Source organism: Aeromonas sp. FDAARGOS 1414 (assembly GCF_019047065.1).
In the GTDB taxonomy this organism is placed as follows: Bacteria; Pseudomonadota; Gammaproteobacteria; order Enterobacterales; family Aeromonadaceae; genus Aeromonas; species Aeromonas veronii_A.
Genome location: NZ_CP077210.1, coordinates 1,757,598 through 1,777,246 on the forward strand (window position 1 = coordinate 1,757,598; position 19,649 = coordinate 1,777,246).

12 protein-coding genes are annotated in these 19,649 nt (G+C 61.1%); 6 read left to right on the plus strand and 6 right to left on the minus strand.

Features of this window, described 5'->3' with window-relative positions; genetic code table 11:
• Window positions 1-37: 37 nt before the first annotated feature.
• Both I6L44_RS07765 and I6L44_RS07770 read right to left on the minus strand, forming a co-directional pair.
• On the minus strand, window positions 38-673 hold the full coding sequence (locus tag I6L44_RS07765; RefSeq protein ID WP_216953846.1) for a YitT family protein: 636 nt from the start codon (window positions 671-673) through the stop codon (window positions 38-40).
• Window positions 674-1,283: 610 nt separating this feature from the next.
• Window positions 1,284-4,490, minus strand: coding sequence for an alpha-amylase family glycosyl hydrolase (locus I6L44_RS07770; RefSeq protein WP_254204274.1), 3,207 nt, complete (start codon window positions 4,488-4,490; stop codon window positions 1,284-1,286).
• Window positions 4,491-4,819: 329 nt separating this feature from the next.
• Here I6L44_RS07770 and xseA point away from each other — a divergent pair, with 329 nt between their 5' ends.
• A complete protein-coding gene (xseA, locus tag I6L44_RS07775) occupies window positions 4,820-6,193 on the plus strand; it encodes an exodeoxyribonuclease VII large subunit (protein ID WP_216954388.1) in 1,374 nt (457 codons plus the stop codon).
• Between the two features lie 116 nt (window positions 6,194-6,309).
• On the opposite strand, the gene I6L44_RS07780 is transcribed toward xseA, so the two are convergent.
• On the minus strand, window positions 6,310-7,029 hold the full coding sequence (locus tag I6L44_RS07780) for a GntR family transcriptional regulator (RefSeq protein WP_005337027.1): 720 nt from the start codon (window positions 7,027-7,029) through the stop codon (window positions 6,310-6,312).
• 247 nt (window positions 7,030-7,276) lie between these two features.
• Here I6L44_RS07780 and mngA point away from each other — a divergent pair, with 247 nt between their 5' ends.
• Complete coding sequence (gene mngA / locus I6L44_RS07785; protein ID WP_216953855.1) at window positions 7,277-9,223, plus strand: PTS 2-O-a-mannosyl-D-glycerate transporter subunit IIABC; 1,947 nt, start codon at window positions 7,277-7,279, stop codon at window positions 9,221-9,223.
• An 86-nt stretch (window positions 9,224-9,309) separates the two neighbouring features.
• Entirely contained in the window at window positions 9,310-11,964 is a 2,655-nt protein-coding gene (gene mngB / locus I6L44_RS07790; RefSeq protein ID WP_216953857.1) for a mannosylglycerate hydrolase, read from the plus strand.
• A gap of 170 nt (window positions 11,965-12,134) precedes the next feature.
• Here mngB and I6L44_RS07795 read toward each other — a convergent pair whose 3' ends face one another.
• Both I6L44_RS07795 and I6L44_RS07800 read right to left on the minus strand, forming a co-directional pair.
• The gene (locus I6L44_RS07795) at window positions 12,135-13,124 is read right to left on the minus strand and encodes a D-alanine--D-alanine ligase (RefSeq protein ID WP_216953859.1); all 990 of its coding nucleotides are present in this window, start codon (window positions 13,122-13,124) and stop codon (window positions 12,135-12,137) included.
• Window positions 13,125-13,328: 204 nt separating this feature from the next.
• A complete protein-coding gene (locus I6L44_RS07800; protein ID WP_005360026.1) occupies window positions 13,329-13,937 on the minus strand; it encodes a 2OG-Fe(II) oxygenase in 609 nt (202 codons plus the stop codon).
• Window positions 13,938-14,275: 338 nt separating this feature from the next.
• Between I6L44_RS07800 and I6L44_RS07805 the strand changes: the two genes are divergently transcribed.
• Both I6L44_RS07805 and I6L44_RS07810 read left to right on the plus strand, forming a co-directional pair.
• On the plus strand, window positions 14,276-14,752 hold the full coding sequence (locus I6L44_RS07805; protein WP_040066373.1) for a glutathione peroxidase: 477 nt from the start codon (window positions 14,276-14,278) through the stop codon (window positions 14,750-14,752).
• 161 nt (window positions 14,753-14,913) lie between these two features.
• On the plus strand, window positions 14,914-16,314 hold the full coding sequence (locus I6L44_RS07810) for a DEAD/DEAH box helicase (protein WP_216953860.1): 1,401 nt from the start codon (window positions 14,914-14,916) through the stop codon (window positions 16,312-16,314).
• A 98-nt stretch (window positions 16,315-16,412) separates the two neighbouring features.
• Here the strand turns inward: I6L44_RS07810 and hutW are convergent, their stop codons facing one another.
• Window positions 16,413-17,774 carry a heme anaerobic degradation radical SAM methyltransferase ChuW/HutW gene (gene hutW, locus I6L44_RS07815; RefSeq protein ID WP_216953862.1) on the minus strand — a complete coding sequence of 454 codons (1,362 nt, stop codon included), beginning with the start codon at window positions 17,772-17,774 and terminating at the stop codon, window positions 16,413-16,415.
• A gap of 253 nt (window positions 17,775-18,027) precedes the next feature.
• On the opposite strand from hutW, the gene I6L44_RS07820 reads away from it, so the two are divergent.
• The gene (locus I6L44_RS07820) at window positions 18,028-19,623 is read left to right on the plus strand and encodes a methyl-accepting chemotaxis protein (RefSeq protein ID WP_216953864.1); all 1,596 of its coding nucleotides are present in this window, start codon (window positions 18,028-18,030) and stop codon (window positions 19,621-19,623) included.
• Window positions 19,624-19,649: the final 26 nt, after the last annotated feature.

Below are 19,649 nucleotides of genomic sequence, written 5' to 3' on the forward strand. Positions count from 1 at the left end.
AGCATTTTCCATGATCCAATTATGTGCAGCCGGGTGTTCAGTTTCCCTGATAGCGACCTGGCTTGTGCCAATTCATCAGCATGGCGTTCATCGCCAGCGCACTCAGGGTGGACCAGAGCAGCAAGGGCAGTGGCAAGGTGAGCAGGGAGAGTGCAAACACCAGCACATCAAGCACCATCTGGCTCTTTCCCGCGTTGATGCCAACGCGCCGTTGCAGCCAGAGCGTTACCACCCCGGTGCCACCTACGGAGGCATTGTGGCGCGCCAGAGACAACACCCCCATGCCGAGAAAGGTCCCCCCTACCAAGGCGGCAAACAGTGGGTGGACATAGCTCACCGTCAGCAGCAGCGGTACCGCCTGGGTGGCCGCCGAGAGGGTAACGTTGACGATCAGCGTCTTGATGGTGAAGGCGCGCCCCATGGTGTAGTAACAAAACACCATGAAGGGCATGTTGACCATGAAGAACAGAACCCCGATGGGCAAACTGCTGACATGGGCGAGCAGCAGGGCGATGCCCGCGATGCCACCGGTGATCATGCCGGAACACTTGAGCAGGTTGAGACCGACCGCGATAAACATGACCCCGAGCACCATGCCGTAAACATCGTCCTTGAGGGTGTGGGCCAGGGCTTTGGTCGCCGGCACGGGCGACATGGTCATTTCACCTTCCATATGACTCCTTTCCATGTTTGCTGTGACATCAGGGCACCAGTCACTGGGCCGAAGGGGTCGGCATACTCGGGCGCCCTGGCCATTTCCCCTGCCGGTCCCCCTGCCGACATCACAAGACTCAGCAAAAAAAGCGCCAATCAACACAAGCATCCAGGATAAGCTGAAAAATCAAATTTAAATTCCGACATTCTGCCTATGACAGGAGCAACACACCCATTCATGGGACAAACATCAGGCTGCATCAGCATGTTTGACCAGCCACACTGAAGGCAGCTCACCATCTCCCCTTTTAAAGCCCGTTATTAAGTGGATCATGTTGATATGCTGCCACATGGCAGCATGAATCATGCTCGTCACAGGAGGGGCATAGGGTGGATACGGCATATTTCTCCAAGGTGGGTTCCTGCTGCCAATGTCGATGATGCGCACCACTTTGGGGCGAAAGCACCATAACAGAGCAAGCCACCCTCGGATGCCGCTTGCTCCCAAGCGATGTCGACGCTACTGCTTATTGCCTTCCCCGTCTGGTCCATCTCCCTCGATCCCTTGATATGCGGCATAAAAAAGTCGGCCCCAAGGCCGACTCGCTGCACACTGTGACAGGCTTTCCTTATTTGAGATATTTACCGTCAACGCCCACCTTGCCCGGGCCGTTCAGTACCCAGACCCGTGCCGAATAGGCGGGCACCGCAAAGCTCAGACTGCCGTTGCTGACGTTCTGACTCGCGCCGGTCACCGCATCCGTATAGGTGCCGTTCTTCAGGCCACTCAGGTTTATTTGCTGGGCCGAACTGGCCGCGAGGCCCACGGCAGCGTAGCTGCCTTGAGCGCTCAGGTCACGCACGAAGCTGATGCCGCTGCTCCACTCGTTCACCTGGCTCATGGGCGCCTTCTGCAGGGCGGGCACCGCCTTGCGGATCTGGTTCAGGCGCTTGATGTGCTGGTAGAGCGGGTGGCTCGGAGTGGCCGGGTTGTCCAGCACCTCCCCGTAGTAGGCACGACCAGTCTGATCCACCGTCATGGTGGCCCCGTCGATATCCTGAGGCTTGCCCGCCTGGAACATCACCTCCTCCCCGTAGTAGAGGGTCGGGATGCCCCGCGCCGTCCAGAGCAGGTTGTAGGTCATGGCCGCATTGCCCTCTTCCCCGCCGTAGCGGTACTTGAAGTCGTTGTCCGGCCCCACGTCATGGTTCTGGAAGAAGGTGATGAGCTTGGTGGCATCCCCATAGACCCAGTCCATGGCAAAGATCCCGCCCACCCCGCCAAAGCTCCCCCGGGTAACGTTGTCACGGAAGGTGGAGAAGAGGGAGAAGTCCAGCACAGAGAGGCCGGAATCGCCCCCTGCCCGGGGATCCGCCGGGTTCGGCGTGGTGCGGGTATACCACCAGGGACGGATCACCGCCGAGGCATTGTCGTTGGCCAGCTCAGAGCCCCAGCCGGTGCCCTTGACCAGGTTCTCGCCAAAGACGAACAACCCCGGCTTGTGGGCCTGCCAGTCGTGGACATAGGTCAGCAGCTCGTCCCGCTCGATGTGCTTCAAGGTATCGATGCGAATGGCGTCAACCCCCATGTCGAGGTACTGGCGGATGGCGCCGTTGAGGTAGTCCTTGACGTTCTGGTTGCCGGTGGCGAGATCGATGCAATCCCCCGCCATGTGTTTGCGCTGCAGGGCGAGCGGGCTCTCCCAGTCACCGCCTGACATGAAACCGTCCAGGTGATACCAGGCGGGATCCAGGGTCTGGGCGTCGATGCCGAAGAAGCGGTTGGGGTTGTAGCCAGCACTCGGCACGGTGGCGCCTGTCTTGGGGTCCACCAGAGGCTGGGTGCCCGCCGGATCGGACTGGCAGCGGGCCTTGTACCAGTCGGGAGCAACCGGGTTGTCGTCGTCACAGCGGTTGGCGCTGGCGTAGTCCCCGAGGTTGCCCTGATAGGGGCCGTTGTTGATGAGCCCCTGGCTCGACCCCGCCGGTACGTAGTATTTGACGGGCAGGCGATCGATCCAGGTCTTGCCGCGCAGGCCGTACTGGCTCGAGTGGTTGAGCACCACATCCTGGATCACCTTGAGCCCCTTGGCGTGGGCCGCCTGGATGAACTCCCGGTAACCCGCCCCCGGCGACTCCAGACGGGGATCGACCCGGTAGAAGTCGTAGGCGTGGTAGCCGTGGTAGTCGAGGCCGGAGCGGTTCTCCACCGGTGGCGTCACCCAGATGGCGGTGAAGCCGAGATCCTTGATGTAGTCGATCTTGGCGATCAAGCCCTTGAAGTCGCCGCGCCAATGGGGATCCCCCGCCTTGTAGCGATCCCGGTTATGGTAGTTGTTGCTGGGATCGCCATCATAGAAGCGGGCGGTCAGCAGGAAGTAGATGCTCTCGGCACGAAAATCGCCGCTCGCCACACCCTGCTCGCCGATACGGTACTCGAAGCGCTGCTCGCGCTGATTGCCGCTGGCGTCAATGGCAAGGGTGCGGATCACCAGATCGGTGCCGCTCCCCTTGTCGCTCGCCACCAGGGGCTGGCCTGCATAGCGGGCCGACGCAGTGGTGGGCTGGCTGCCGTCCGTGGTGAAATGCACGGCGGGGGCGCTGTCCTGATCGTCGCTCACCCCCAGGGTGATGGACTGGCTGTCCAGATAACTCCCCGGGGCCGGGGTGGCCGTCACCGTGGGGGCCTGCAGATCGGCCCCGGCCAGCGTCTCCACCTCGATGGCCTTGCGCAGGCTGTCAAAGCAGATGCGATAGCGGGTGTTGGCGCTAACCAGGTAATCCTGGGCCGGATACGCCTCGGTCCAGTCCCCCTTGTGGTCAATCTTGAAGCGGGGGTTGTTACTGCCAAAGGCCTGCTCGGTGCAGAAGGTGGTACCATCCTCGATGGTCATGGGGGTGAGCCCCCAGTTGTTGGTCGTGCCCCGGAAGTACCAGCTGTCGCTGCTCTGTCCTGCCCCAACCACCACGCTCACGCTGCTGCTGCCCTTGGCGCCCTGATCGTCGGTGACCGTGAGGCCATAGGTGAAGGTGCCGGTCTGGGTGGTGCTGACGACGATGCTCTCCGTGGTCTCGCCGCTGCTCCACAGATAGCTCGTGATCTGGCCGTCGGGATCCATAGAGTCGCTGCCGCTCAAGGTCAGTGTCGCCCCCTGGGTCACATTCACCGTGCCCCCCGGGGTGATGACCGCGAGCGGCGGCTGGTTGTCATCCCCAAGGGGGGTGATGCTGTAGACCAGGGTCTGGTCGTTGACCTGGATGCGCACCGTACCCACGGCGCTCCAGAAGATGTCGCCGCCACTTTTCTCAAGCACGCCGTCGCCGTTGCTGTCGCCAAAGTTGACGGCCCAGTCGCCAGCCTGATCAAACTTGAGGCGCTGGCTCGCCTTGCCATCCATGTAGGCTTCCACCTGCCACAGGTGATCCCCTACCAGAGTCATGGGGAGGCTGGCCCAGCCGTTGAAGGTGCCGCGTACGTTGAGTTGCGGCAAGGTGCTGGCAAACCCCGAGGCCTCGCAACTGGCCACCGCCGTCGCGCTCACCGCCTGGGTGCTGGCGTTGATGCGGATCTGGTACGCCGTGTTGGCATTGACCCCGTAGTCGGCCGCCGGGTAGCTCTGCTGCCAGTTGCCGTACCTGTCTATCTTGAAGCGCGGTCCGCCGCTGGCATCCCCGCTCACGAAGCGCTGGCAGGTATCAAAATTGACGCCGTCCGTCGACGTCATGGCGGTCGCCGCCCATCCATTCGCGGTGCCCCGGAAGAACCACTCCGCCGCCGACGTCGGCGCCGTGATCAGGGTTCCCAACAATCCGGCCGCGAGTATCCATCTAGCCATTGATAGTCCTTTATTTTCATTGTTTTGTGTGTGATGCCGGTGTGTCCCGGCATTCCCCCATCCGCAACGTCCCGCCTTCGGATGAGCCCGATCAGTCTAGAGTTCCCCATAACCAATTCATGGCGAATGCGCGCAAAATGTGACCACCATCGACTTCGCTATTGGCTGTATGTGATTGATAGCGCTTTCATTTCCATGCAACACCGATTTGCAGGGAGGAGTGACCAACCTGATCCATTGACTCGGCGGACGAGGTGAAGTGGGGTAAGATGGCGACATTGTTTCTCTCCTCCGCCTTCGCTGGCGAGGAACCGTGCGCAGGAACCGCCTTGAACTATCGCAACGAATCCGGCCAAAACAGGCAACAGCAGGTCTTTACCGTCACCCGCCTCAACAGCGCCGTGCGCATGATCCTGGAGCAGGATCTGGGGCTGGTGTGGCTGACCGGCGAGCTCTCCAATCTGGCGATGCCAAGCTCCGGCCACTGGTATTTCTCGCTCAAGGACATGTCGGCGCAGGTGCGCTGCGCCATGTTCAAGGGCAACAACCGGCGGGTGGCGTTTCGCCCGCAGGATGGCATGCAGGTGCTGGTGCAGGCGCGGGTCTCCCTCTATGAGCCGCGCGGCGACTACCAGCTGATCATCGAATCAATGCAGCCGGCAGGCGACGGCGTGCTGGCGCTGCGCTTTGAAGAGCTCAAGCGCCGCCTCGGCGCCGAGGGGTTGTTTGACGAGAGTCGCAAGCGGCCGCTGCCCCGCGAACCGCGGGCGGTGGGCCTTATCACCTCCGCCACCGGCGCGGCTTTGCACGATATGCTCACCGTGCTCAAGCGGCGTGCGCCGGATCTGCCGGTCTTTATCTACCCGACTCAGGTACAAGGCAGCGCTGCCATCAGCCAGATCGTCGCGGCGATCGCCAAAGCGAACCGGCGCGCCGAGGTGGATGTACTGATCGTTGGCCGTGGTGGCGGGTCGCTTGAAGATCTCTGGTGCTTTAACGAAGAGGCGGTGGCGCGTGCCATTGCCCACTCCGCCATACCTGTGGTGAGCGCGGTGGGCCACGAGGTGGATGTCACCATCAGCGACTTTGCCGCCGACTTGCGTGCCCCTACCCCGTCGGCTGCCGCCGAGCTGGTTGCGCCGGATCAGAGCGCCCGTGCCCAGCGTCTGGTTCACCTCAAGCAGCGGCTGCTGCAGGCGATGAGCCGCCAGCAGACCGCCGCCCGCCACGATTTCATCCTGCTGCAAAAGCGGCTCGACCATCAGGATCCGAAGCGGCGGCTGGAGCAGCAATCCCAGCGCCTCGACGAACTATCCACCCGTTTGCAACAGCTATTACGCCAGCGGCTGCATCAGGGTGAGCGACGCCTCACCAATCTAGAACTGCGCCTGCAGGGCAAGAGTCCGGAGCGCCTCTTGGCAGCTGGCAAGCGCCGCCACCAGCTGGCCGAGGAGCGGCTCTATGCCCTGATTGCCAAACGCCAGGATCTGGCGAGCCACCGCCTCGCCATGCTCACCGCCCGCCTCGACGGGGTGAGCCCGCTCGCTACTCTGGGTCGCGGCTACTCCATCACCCGCACTGCGCGTGGTGAGGTCATCAGCCGCGCCGATCAGGTCAACCGTGGCGACCAACTCATCACCACACTGGCGCAAGGGAGCCTGCAGGTACGGGTCGAGGAAGTTATCAAAGACGCCGAGCAGTAGATCGGCCGCATCAAACCACCCGCCAATCTGCTATTCAGCCCGGCAATCAGCCAAAAACAAAGGCCACCACCGCAAACAGGGTGGTGGCCTTTTTTATCTCGGGTGCTGGCAACCGCTCACCCCTTGGCGCGGCGCGCCACCAGGGTGAACTTGTAATCATCGCTCTTGAAGAAGTTGCGACTGAACTCGAACACGGTGCCATCTTGCAAGAAGCCACGGGAGACCTTCTCGATAATGGGCTTGGCGGGGTCGATACCGAGCGCCTCCACCACCTGCGCCGAGGGGAGCACCGGAATGATCTCCTGCTCGCTGCGGTCAATCACCAGCTGCTTGACCTCTTCGATGTAGTGGTACTTGGAGCCCTGCATCACCGCATAGCTGAGATCGGGGAAGAGAGCGAGCGGCATCCAGGTCTCCTCCAGCGTTACCGCGATCTGGCGAATAAAGCGCACTCGCTTGACGTAATAGACCAGCGCCCCTTCCAGCAGATTGAGCCGCTCGGCCAGCTCGCTGCTCGCCTTGATCACCTCGAAGGCGAGAATGTCGCTGTGGGTCTCGGCCGCCGGATCGGTCACCTTCTCATAGAGGCTGGTGAGCTGATAGATGTCGTAGTTCACCTTCTCCTGCCGCACGTAGCTGCCGCTGCCCTGAATGCTCTCGATGACGTTGAGTTCGGTCAGCTGCTTGAGGGCCTGACGCACCGTCACCCGGCTCACCCCGAACTGCTCGCGCAGCTCGGCTTCGGTGGGCAGGGCATCGCCGGGGGCCAGCTCCCCTTGCGCAATCCACTGCTGGATGGTGTCGGCTATCTGGCGATACATGGGTTTTTTCGACACGAAAGGCCACCTCGTCGGCTCTGCGCCATGATAAATGGAAGAGGCGTCATTCTACCCCAGTTACCCGGCAGACAAAACGGCTCGGCCTCATTTGACCTAACAAATCACCTTGAACTGACAATACAAAAGCAATACAAATAACAAATTGTATGATACCACTCACAAAAATCAGTCGGCCGGTTTGTTAGCATCGCTGTCACTTTCACCATGACGGCTTGCTGGCAAGCCAACCTGACAGAGGATCATCATGAATCTGACCAGTCTTACCGGCCCCCATCTCATCACGCTGCAAACCCGGTTTGCCGATCGGGATGCGGCCATTCATGCCCTGGCTGATCGGCTCGATCAGGCCGGCAAGCTGCACGACAAGGCCGCCTTTCTGGCTGCGGTCATGGCCCGCGAGGCGCAGGGCCCCACCGCCCTTGGCGAAGGGCTTGCGGTACCTCACGGCAAGTGCGATGCGGTGCGCGAAGCGGCCTTTGCCGTCGCTACCCTGAGCGAGGAGCTGGGCTGGGAGGGGATCGACGGCCCCGAGCCGGTCAACCTGATCTTCATGCTGGCGATCCCGACCGATCAGGCGGGCTCGACCCATATGCATCTGCTCACCACCCTCACCACTGCCCTGGTGGATGACGATACCCGCGAGGCGGTGCTGGCGGCCCAGAGTGCCGAGCAGTTGATGGCGCTGCTTGATGGTGAAGGGGATAGTAGCAAGCAACCAGCAAAAGAATACAACCTAGATACAAATCAACCCACTGTGGTCTGTGTCACCGCCTGCCCGGCGGGGATCGCCCACACCTATATGGCTGCCGAGTATCTGGAAAAAGCGGGGCGCAAGCTGGGCATTCGGGTACTGGTCGAAAAGCAGGGTGCCAACGGCATCGAGGATCGCCTGCCGCAAGAGGCGCTCGATGCTGCGGTGGCCTGCATCTTCGCCGCCGAGGTGGCCATCAAGGAGCAGGAGCGTTTTATTGGCATCCCCCGGATCGAGACGCCGGTGGCCGAGCCCATCCGCCATGCCGAGCGGATCCTGAATGATGCGCTGGACGCGGCCAAGGCCGGTCGCACCGCCCCGACGCCCAACCCTAACCAGAGCGACGCGCCAACCGGCAAGAAGGTGAGCCTCAAGACCGAGCTCAAGCAGGCGCTGCTGAGCGGTATCTCCTTTGCCGTGCCGCTCATCGTGGCAGGCGGTACCGTGCTCGCCGTCTCTGTGCTGCTGGCCCAGATCTTCGGCCTGCAACATCTATTTGATACCGAGAACTCCTGGCTCTGGATGTACCGCAAGCTGGGCGGTGGCATGCTGGGCACCCTGATGGTGCCGGTGCTGGCGGCCTATACCGCCTACTCGCTGGCAGACAAACCGGCGCTGGGCCCGGGCTTTGCGGCGGGACTGGCCGCCAACATGATTGGCTCCGGTTTTCTCGGCGGTGTGGTCGGTGGTCTTATCGCCGGTTACCTGATGCGCTGGGTCAAGCAGCATGTGCGTCTGAGCCCCAACTTCAACGGCTTTCTCACCTTTTACCTCTATCCGGTGATCGGCACCCTGGTGGCGGGCAGCCTGATGCTGTTTGTCATCGGCCAGCCGGTAGCCTGGCTCAACAACAGCCTCACCGAGTGGCTCAACGGCCTCTCCGGCACCAATGCGCTGGTACTGGGCGCCTTGCTCGGCTTTATGTGCTCGTTTGACTTGGGTGGCCCGGTCAACAAGGCGGCCTACGCCTTCTGCCTCGGCGCCATGGCCAACGGGGTCTACGGCCCCTACGCCATCTTCGGCGCGGTCAAGATGGTCTCGGCCTTTACCGTCACCTTCTCCACCCTGCTGGCGCCGCGCCTGTTCCAGACCTTCGAGATCGAGACCGGCAAATCGACCTGGCTGCTGGGGCTGGCGGGGATCACCGAGGGTGCCATTCCGATGGCCATCGAAGATCCGATCCGGGTGATCGGCTCCTTCCTCGCAGGCTCGGTGGTCACCGGCGCCATGGTAGGAGCCATGGGGATTGGTCTCTCCACCCCGGGGGCCGGCATCTTCTCCCTGTTCCTGCTCCACGATGGTGGCCATGGCGCCCTGACGGCTGCCGCCGTCTGGCTCGGTGCGGCGCTGGTGGGCACCCTTATCTCCACTGTGGTGCTGATCGGCTGGCGCCGTCACGCCATGCAGCGCGGCACCTATCAGGTGGTCGCCCCAGAGTAAGGCGCATCTTCACCACCACTTTTTCAACAGACTATTTTTCCGCACGGCAGGCAAGGGCCGCCGTGCGCCAGCAAAGGATCATTGTCATGACAGTTTCACGAGTTCACATCACGCCGCACATGCACTGGGATCGGGAGTGGTACTTCACCACCGAGGAGTCCCGCATCCTGCTGATCAACAACATGGCGGAGATCCTGGCCCGTCTTGAATCCGACCCTGACTACAAGTTCTATGTGCTCGACGGCCAGACCGCCGTGCTGGAGGATTACTTCGCCATCCAGCCCGAGAACAAGGCCCGGGTGAAGGCGCTGGTGGAAGCGGGCAAGCTCATCATCGGCCCCTGGTACACCCAGACCGACACCATGCAGGTGAGCGGCGAGTCCATCCTGCGCAACCTGCTCTACGGGATGCGCGACTGCCTTAGCCTTGGCGAGCCGATGAAGATCGGTTACCTGCCCGACTCGTTCGGCATGTCTTCCCAGTTGCCCCACATCTTCAACGGCTTCGGGATTGACCGTGCCATGTTCTGGCGCGGCTGCTCCGAGCGCCACGGTACCGACAAGACCGAGTTCCTCTGGCAGAGCAACGACGGCAGCGAGGTGACCGCCCAGGTGCTGCCGCTCGGCTACGCCATCGGCAAGTACCTGCCAGAAGATGAGGCAGGTCTGCGCAAGCGGCTCGAATCCTACTTTGAGGTGCTGGAGAAGGCCTCGGTGACCAAGGATATCCTGCTGCCCAACGGCCACGATCAGATGCCGCTGCAACAGAACATCTTCGCCATCATCGACAAGCTGCGGGAGATCTACCCCCAGCGTGAATTCCACATGAGCCGCTTCGAGCAGGTCTTCGAGCGCATCGAGGCGTGCCGCGACCAACTGGCCACACTCAAGGGGGAGTTCAACGACGGCAAATACATGCGGGTACACCGCACCATCTCCTCCACCCGGATGGACATCAAGCTGGCCCACGCCGCCATCGAGAACAAGATCGTCAACATTCTCGAACCGCTGGCAAGCATCGCCTGGGCGCTCGGCTTCGAGTACCACCACGGGCTGCTCGAGAAGATGTGGAAGGAGATCATGAAGAACCACGCCCATGACAGCATCGGCTGCTGCTGCAGCGACAAGGTGCATCAGGAGGTGATGACCCGCTTCATTCTGGCCGACGACATGGCCGAGAACCTGATCCGCTTCTACATGCGCAAGATTGTCGACAACATGCCGGTGGCGCTGTGCGAAGATGGGGTACAGGTGGCTGACAAGCTCTGCCTGTTCAACCTGATGCCCTTCCCCCGTCAGGAGGTGATCAACACCAGCATCCGCATTCGTGCCCAATCCTTTGCCCTGCGCGACGAAGCGGGCCAGCCGGTCCCCTACTTCATCCGCGCCAGACGCGAGATTGACCCGGGTCTGGTAGACAGGCAGATCGTGCACTACGGCAACTACGACCCCTTTATGGAGTACGACATCCAGCTCTGCCATCCGCTGCCGGCCATGGGCTACTGCACCCTCCATATCGAGGGCAACCAGCCGGGACTGGAGCAGCCGGTGACGGCCAGCGGCGAGCTGCTGGAGAACGATTTTTACCGCATCGCCCTCAACGACAACGGCACCTTGCAGATCCTGGATAAACTGCGCGGCACCACCTTCGATCAGGTGCTCACGCTGGAAGAGGGCTCCGATGATGGTGACGAGTATGACTACTCACCATCGCGGGACGAGTGGCTGCGCTACTCCACCGAGTTTGCGGTGACTCGCGAGGTCACCCATCAGGCGTGGCAGAGCATCGCTACGCTCAAACTGCGTATGGCCTTGCCTGCCAACCTCGCCGAGCGTGCCAACCGCCAGTGCAGCGGCCACCTCGATGTCATCTGCCGCATTACGCTGGCGCACCAGAGCCCGCGTATCGATATCGAGCTGGAGCTCGACAATCAGGCCGATGATCATCGGGTGCGAGTGCTGATCCCCACCCCCTTCCCGAGCGACACCGTGGTCTCTGACAACCAGTTTGGCTGCATCACCCGCCCCACCCGCGACAGCGCCATGGCGAACTGGGAAACGGAAGGGTGGAAAGAGGCGCCCATTCCGGTCTGGCAGCTGATGAACTTCGTCGCCCTGCAAGATGGCAAGCAGGGACTGGCGGTGCTGAGCGACGGTCTGCGCGAGTTTGAAGTGATCGGTGAGCAGTGCGACACCCTGGCACTCACCCTGCTGCGCGGGGTCGGCGTACTCGGTAAAGAGGAGCTGCTGCTGCGCCCGGGTCGCCCCTCCGGCATCAAGCTGCCCACCCCGGACTCCCAGGTGCGCGGCAAGCTCAGCTGCCGTTTCAGCCTGCTTAGCTTTGCCGGTGATCACATCAGCGCCAACGTGATGCAGGCGGCGCGCAGCTACCTCACCCCAGTGCGCTGCTACAACAAGATCCCGTTCGATGCCATGAAGCTCAACAAGGCGAGCTTCACCACCCCGCTGCACTTCAGCCTGCTCACCATGGATCCGTCCGGTCCGGTGCTGAGCGCTCTGAAAAAGGCCGAGGATGAAGAAGCGCTGGTGATCCGGGTCTACAACCCGAGCGAACAGGCGGTGCTGGTGGGTGGCAAAGTGACCAGTCTGCACACCTTGAGCGACTGGCAAGCGGTGCGGATGGACGAACAGCCCCTGCCCCTTGAGCTGGCCGCTGGCGAGTTTGGTGAGCTGGCGCCGTGCCACTCCCGCAGCGTGCGCTTTCGGGTGGCTCGCGGCTAACCACCGGTAACACCCACAGCTAGCAACAGGCGAGGAAGAGTCATCCCCTCCCCGCCTGTTTATCCCTTCAAGCTGGCCTGCCCCGCTTGATAAAGGCATAAAAAAAATCCCCGCCAATTGGCGGGGATGTTTATTGGGTTCTGCTTCATCCCACGAGCGGGAGAGCACGCTTAGCTGGCCTTGCGCAGGATCTGCTCAAGGTAGTCGGCGAAGCGGTGACCGTGATGCTCCAGCAGTTTCGGGAACATGGAGATGGAGGTCATGCCCGGGAAGGTGTTGATTTCATTCAGCAGGATCTCCCCCTCCTCGGTCAGGAAGAAGTCGATGCGCGAGAGATGGGTCAGTTTCAGCTGGCGGAACGCCTTGAGGGCATACTCGTGAATAGCATCAGCCTGCGCCTGGGTCAGCCCCTCGGCACGCAGTGCGGTCTCGGTATGGCTGGCGCTGCTGTACTTCTCTTCATAGGTGTAGAACTTGTCCTGCGGCACGCAGATCTCGCCCGGATAAGTCGCCACCAGCTCGTCACCGTACTGGTAAACCGCCACTTCCAGCTCGCGCGGCTTGACCGCTTTCTCGATCAGTACCTGTTCGGAGTAACCGAAGGCATCGGCAATGCCTTTCACCAGATCCGCTTCGTTGCTGGCGGAGTAGCAGCCAACGGAAGAGCCCTGGGAGGCGGCCTTGATAAAGACCTTGCCCCACTTGGCCAGCGCGGCCTTCGCTTCGGCCAGCGCAGCGTCATTTTGCTCGGTCAGGAACAGGTACGGGGTGTTGGGAATGCCGATGGCGGAGAGCCACAACTTGGTGCTGATCTTGTTGAAGCAGATCTTGCTCGCCTCGGCATCGCAACCGAGATAAGGCAATCCGGCCAGTTCGAGGAAGGATTGCAGATCGCCGGTCTCACCCGGGTAGCCGTGGATGCAGGGCACCACGTAATCCACCGGACGGGCCACGCTGTCAAACGAAAGCAGCTTGTCGAGCCCCAGCTTGCACTCGCGGCCATCGGCACTGAGCCAACGATCGGCGAACATCTCGACGCGGGTCACTTCGACACCGGGCAGAAGGCCCAGTTGTTGCTCGAGGAAATTGGCGCTGCGCAGAGAAACTTCGTGCTCGGAGCCACCGCCGCCGCACAGCAGCAAGACATGCATGTTCTTCATTAGATGTGATCCCTTGGGAAAAGCGGCCTCGTCATGACCATTTGATAAGCCAACCACCATAAAAACCGGACGAAGCCAGATACGAACATAAGTGCGCGCCAGTGTAGCAAGGGAGATCAACCCTTGTCAGCTGATGGGAGACCCATGACCCCACTTCTTGCAGTGAAAAGTCTCCCCTGTGTCAAAATCGGGACACATTGCCCCTCAGCGCGGGGGATCGACCCTTCCCATGCCGTTGCCATTGACCCGAAACCAGCCGGCAATGCTGTAGCGCTCGCGATTGGCAGGCAGCACCTCGTGGGGAAACTCCTCGGAGAGAAACATGACCAGCCGCCCCCCCTTGGGGCTCACATCCATCAGAAACTGCTCCTTGTCGTCATACATGCGCAGCACTCCACCCGCTTCGGGCAGCCAGTCGTTGTTGAGGTAAAACACGGTGGTAAGACGGCGGTTGGAGCGACCGGCAAAGGCATCCCGATGGGTGGCGTAAAAATCCCCGCTGCGATAGCGGGCGAAGTGGGCCTCGTAGTCGAACAATCCCAGCATCAGCATCCGGTTGGCGGCAAGACGCAGGGACTCCATCCGGGCGAGGTAGTCAGCCACCGGCGCACCGAGGGAGGGCTCCAGCCAGTGGATCTGGTCACGGCGAATATCGGGATTGCCCTGGTGCAGGGCGTCACGGCCGATCCCGGCAGGTTGCCATTCGCTTGGCAAACAGGCTTTGAGGGCATCCACCTCGGCGGCGGTCAAAAAATCATCCACTATCACCCATCCCCGGGTGTAAATGGCATCCATGGCAGCTTGATAGTCCAAGATTGGCTCACAATGAGTGGAAAGAGGGCGCTTTGTAGCGACTTACCGGCAAAGTCACAAACCGGTTTGCTTCTCTTGAGAAGTCCCAACATCAATACGCGAGTTGCTGCCCGCCGCCCCGCGTTTTTGTCGACAGTTGTGATCCCGCTCTGCCAAGGAGCGTATTGGCTGTCGAAACTGTGATGGCCCTTGCAATCAAGGGGACGGATCCTTGCTCTCACCTTGCCGTTAAAAGAGCCAACCGATACCGTAGCCACATCACCATCATGTCGTTAGGCCGGCGCTCATCGCCACAACCGACCTGACACCCCACGGATAACCACGAGAAGGATCTGCTTATGCCTCTGCCCGACCTTATTTTGCAACAACTGGATGGAAGCCCCTACCCGCTGACTCAACTGGCGGGCAAGGTGGTACTGGTGGTCAATGTGGCTAGCCGATGTGGCTTTACTCCTCAATACGAGGGGCTGGAAGCCCTCTATCGCGAGCTGGGGCCAGAGGGGTTGGTGATCCTGGGCTTCCCCTGCAACCAGTTTGGCAATCAGGAGCCGGGGGATGCGGACGAGATCGCTCGCTTCTGCTCTCTCGATTATCCGGTCAGCTTCCCCATCATGGCCAAGTGCGATGTCAACGGTGAACAGGCCCACCCCCTCTATCAATGGCTCAAGAAAGAGAAACCGGGGCTGCTGGGGCTCGAAAACGTCAAGTGGAACTTCACCAAGTTCCTGATCGACCGTGATGGCAAGGTGGTTGACCGCTTTGCTCCCACCACCAAGCCGGAGAGTCTGGTCACCCCCATCCGCGACCTGCTCTGATTGCTTTTCGCGATACAAAAGAGCGGCCGGTACAACAGCTACTGCGCAGCGGCCGCTCTTTTGCTATATTACGGCCCCACTATCTTTTCCATATCGTGGCTGGCTCCAACGCGCTGGCCACCCGTTGAGCCAAAGGCTCATCTCAGGAGTTTCTCTCGAACATGTCATTCAACGAACTGGGTCTGTCCCCGCACATCCTGCGGGCCGTCAAGGAGCTGGGTTACGAACAGCCAACCCCCATCCAGCAGCAAGCCATTCCGGCTATTCTGGCTGGTCAGGATGTGCTCGGCGGTGCCCAGACAGGCACAGGCAAAACGGCCGGTTTCACCCTGCCGATGTTGCAGCGTCTGCTGGCCAACCACGGTCGTGGCCGTCGTCAGGTGCGCGCCCTGGTACTGACCCCGACCCGCGAACTGGCGGCACAGGTGGGCGAGAGCATCATCAAGTATGCCCACCACCTGCCGTTCAAGACTCTGATCGCCTATGGCGGTGTCAGCATCAAGCCCAATCTGGACGCCATCAAGCTGGGGGTGGACATTTTGGTCGCCACCCCGGGCCGTCTGCTGGATCTGCTGACCCAGGGCGCCCTGACCCTGAGCCAACTGGAAGTGTTGGTACTGGATGAAGCGGATCGCATGCTCGACATGGGCTTTATCGTCGACATCCGCCGCATCATGAAGGCGCTGCCTGCAGAGCGGCAAACCCTGCTCTTCTCTGCCACCTTCTCAAACGACATCAAGGCGCTGGCCGATGACCTGCTGAACGACCCCACCCTGATCGAGGTGGACCCCAGCAATACTGCCGCGGAGCAGGTGACCCAACGCATCATTCAGGTGGATCGGGAACGCCGCCGCGAGCTGCTCTCCCACATGATTGGCCGTGGCAACTGGCAGCGGGTGCTGGTCTTTGTTCGCACCAAGCAGATCGCCGACCGCCTCGCCCAGCAGATGCAAAAAGATGGCCTCAATACCGTGGCGATCCACGGTGACAAGAGCCAGGGTGCCCGCAACCGGGCGCTGGCCGATTTTCGCAGTGGCGAGGTGCGGGTGCTGGTGGCGACCGATATCGCCGCCCGCGGTCTGGATATCGATCAACTGCCCTACGTGATCAACTTCGAACTGCCCCAGATGGCGGAGGATTACATCCACCGTATCGGCCGTACCGGCCGCGCCGGTCGTGGCGGCGAGGCCATCTCGCTGGTCAGCCAGGACGAGCTGGGTCAGCTCAAGGCTATCGAAGCCTTGATCGGCCAATCCCTGACCGTGGAGATCCTGGAAGGGTATGAGCCAAGCGGCAAGCCGAGTCGCCAGACTCTGCCGGGCAGCAAGCCGGTGCAGAACCCGCCCCGGGCTCGCGGCCATGCCAACGCCAAGAGCAATGCCAAAGGCAAACCTGCCGCAGGCAAGGGCAAAGCCAAGGATGATGCCTCCAAGAAGCCCGCCCAGTCTCCTCAAAACAAGTCCCGCAAGCGGGAAGTGGTGGGCGAGGATATCGGCTTTGCGCCAATGCGCCGCTTGCCCAAAGCAATGCGCGACAGCTATCAGGAGAGCAGCGACGAGTAAGCTCGCGCGACGCTAACTGCCAAGCCAAAAGAGGGAGCCTGCAAGGCTCCCTCTTTCGTTGTGGATCACACGGAGCCGTGCAAATGCTCCACTCGGGCTCAGACCAGCGAATGGCGCACCGCGGCGGTACCATGGCTGGGCGGCGCTGAACCATCGAGCGGATTGAGCTGCAGGAACTCGAACAAGCCAGCCTGCATATTGACGTTCCAGAAGCGTCCGGCAAGGGTGAGTTGCAGTCGCTCATGGCTTATCTCGGCCAAGCCATGCTGCTGCCAGGCCGAGAAGAGCGGCATCAGATGAGCACGCAAGGAGACCGGCAGACGATCCAGCGCCAGCACGCCACTGTCGAGGGCACCGCGCAGCAGACCGTCCATCCTTGCATTGGGATTGCGCCCCATCACCATCCCGGGCGCCCGCTTGCCACTGGCCAGCGCGTCGTGCCAGGGGGCCAGATCCCGTCCATACATCAAGCCGTGGCCAAGAATGCTGCCCCCCGCACCGGCGCCAAAGGGGAGGATCTCCGCACCGCGCTTGGCCATCTGGTTATAACGACTCTGCTCGGCCGGACTGCGCCGCCAGTGACTGCAAGAGAGACGCTCCCAGCCGTGGGCTTCCAGTTGCGCCCCGCCATAGGCATACATGGCCGCCCGCTGCTGGCCATCGGCGAGCCAATCCAGGGTGCCCTTCTCCTGCGCCCGCTCCAGATTGGTGCCCTGCATGGCGATGAGCTGATAGAGATCGGCCCCGTGTACACCGCTCGCCATCACATCGCGGATATCCTGCTGCCACACGGCATCATCCTGACCGGGCAGACCAAAGATGAGATCCGCCACGATCACAGCCGCATCATCCCGGGTCAGCTCACCCAGACGGGTCAGCAGCGTCTCCCTGTCATCGAAACGGGCCGCCTGCTGACGAACCCGGGTATCAAAGCTCTGCACCCCGAATGAGAAGCGGTTGAAGCCCCCGGCCAGCGCCACCTGCCATTTCTCATTATCAAAGCCGTTGAGCCGCCCCTCCAGCGTCACCTCGGCATCGGCCGACAACGGAAAACGGCGGATCACGGCGGCCAGCATGGCCAGCTCGTCGGCGCTCATGTCGGTCGGCGTACCGCCCCCCACATAGACGGCTGAAAATGGCATGCTCTGCGCCAGCGGGGTGTCAGCCGCCTGCGCAAGGGAGGCGCACAGAGCGTTGACATAGCGGTTGATCCGCGCCGGGTTGGCGCCATTTTCAAAGAAATTGCAGAAGCTGCAGCGCTTGCGGCAAAACGGAATATGGATGTAGAGGGCGCGCTCCTCAGCTTCACTCTCTCGCTGCCACCAGCTCTGCCAGCCAGCCTCATCCAGCGGGAAGGGGCGCATCCCTCCCCGACTGGCGTGGGCCGAGGTCTTGGCGCTAAAGGCAAACTTGAGGGGATCCGGCGAGGAGATACCGGTCATGGAAGGGGTCAGATTCATGGTGGTCACTATTTAGCAAATAATGACAATGATAACGATTATCGTTACCAGCATTTTGTTCTGGATCAACCCGCAGAGCCGTGCAGCTCGTCGAAGTCATTTTGGCAACCAGCATTACCGATCTGCTTAACAGATTATTTACTAAAGAGCGGTTATGGTGTGCCGATAGAGAACCATCATTCTTGCTCTCCTCGCCTACGCTCAGATGAAGCTGGAACAGATAAAACACAACAACGCATGGAACGCCCCGACTATGCATAACCTCTCCCTGAACTGGAAAATCTTTCTCCCTCTTGCGCTGGTCATCAGCACCACCTTTGGCCTCAGCTTCGAGCTCTCTGCCTGGCTGCAACGGGATCTCGCCATCCGGCTGGCAGAGGAGAAGGTTGAGAGCATGGCCAACACCTATATGGATCAGGTCAACGTGCTGATGATGACAGGTGGCATGGCCAACCGGCAGATAGTGCAGACCAAACTCAAGAGTGAAGCGGGCATTGTCGAGGCTCGTCTGGTTCGAGCCCCGGCCGTCAGCAACCTGTTTGGCCTGGGTTTCCCGGACCAGAAAGCCCAGGACAGCTTCGACGAACGCGCCATCAATCAGGGGGAAACCATCCTGCAGCAACAGGGTAACCAGCTCACCCTGATCAAGCCGTTCAAAGCCTACAAGGAGTATCGCGGAACCCAGTGCACCACCTGCCATCAAGTACCTGAAGGCACTGTCATGGGAGCGGTGCGGATCAGTTACGATCTCAGCCATACCTTCGGCGAGATCCGCCACAACAACCTGATCCTGAGCGGCAGTCTGGCCCTTGTCTTCAGCCTCGGTTTCGGCCTGCTGTGGTGGGTATTGCAACGCTATGTAAAACACCCGCTGCGGCAACTGCAACGTACCATGCTCCAGATGGCCAAAGAGCGTAACCTCGCTATCCCCCTGCTAAACCAGAGTCAGGATGAGCTGGGCCAGATGACCCGTGCCGTCAATGAGATGGTGCAGGGCTTCAGGCACAGCCTGCAGGAAGTAGAAGGGGCGACCCATCAGCTCTATCAGGAGTCGAGCCAGATCCGTCAGGTGGCGACCCAGACAGAAAACTCGGCCCGTCAGCAAGAGTCGATGACCACTCAGGTTGCCGCCGCTGTAAGCGAGCTTGCGGCAAGCTCCCACGAAGTGCGCGAACATGCCCGCAAGAGCGCCGAGCTCTCCGCCCTCACCAATCAGGATGCCGCCAATACCAGCCGCCTCGCCCAGCACTCCATCATAGATATGGGCGAGATGTCGGCAGAAATTGATCGGGTGGATCAGGTGATCCAGCAACTCGATAGCCGCTGCCTCGCCGTTGACGGTGTGCTTGAGGTGATCAAGGGGATTGCCGATCAGACCAACCTGCTGGCCCTCAACGCCGCCATTGAAGCGGCCAGGGCCGGCGAGCAGGGCCGTGGCTTTGCGGTGGTAGCCGATGAAGTGCGGGCCCTCTCTAACCGTAGCCGCGCCGCCAGCGAGGAGATCTCCCAGATGATCGCCGCCCTGCAAAACGAGGCCCAAAGCGCCGTTGTGGTGATCGGGGATGCAAAAAGCAAAGCCGGTGAGAGCATCAGCAAGACAGAGGCAACCCTGGCGGCCATGCAAAACATCATTGGACGCATCGCCAGCATCAATGACCTCAACGCCCAGATGGCACAATCAGCAGAAGAGCAGGACAGGGTCTGCAGCGAAGTGGATCACGCGGTCAGCGACATTCGCAATACGTCCAATGACACTCTGGGTCAGGCCCATGCCGCCAACCTCGCCAGTATCCAGCTGGTCGAGCAGTGTCAAAAACTGGAGGCCTTGCTGAAAACCTACCGCTGGTAATCCAGCCAATGGCAACAAGCGCGCTC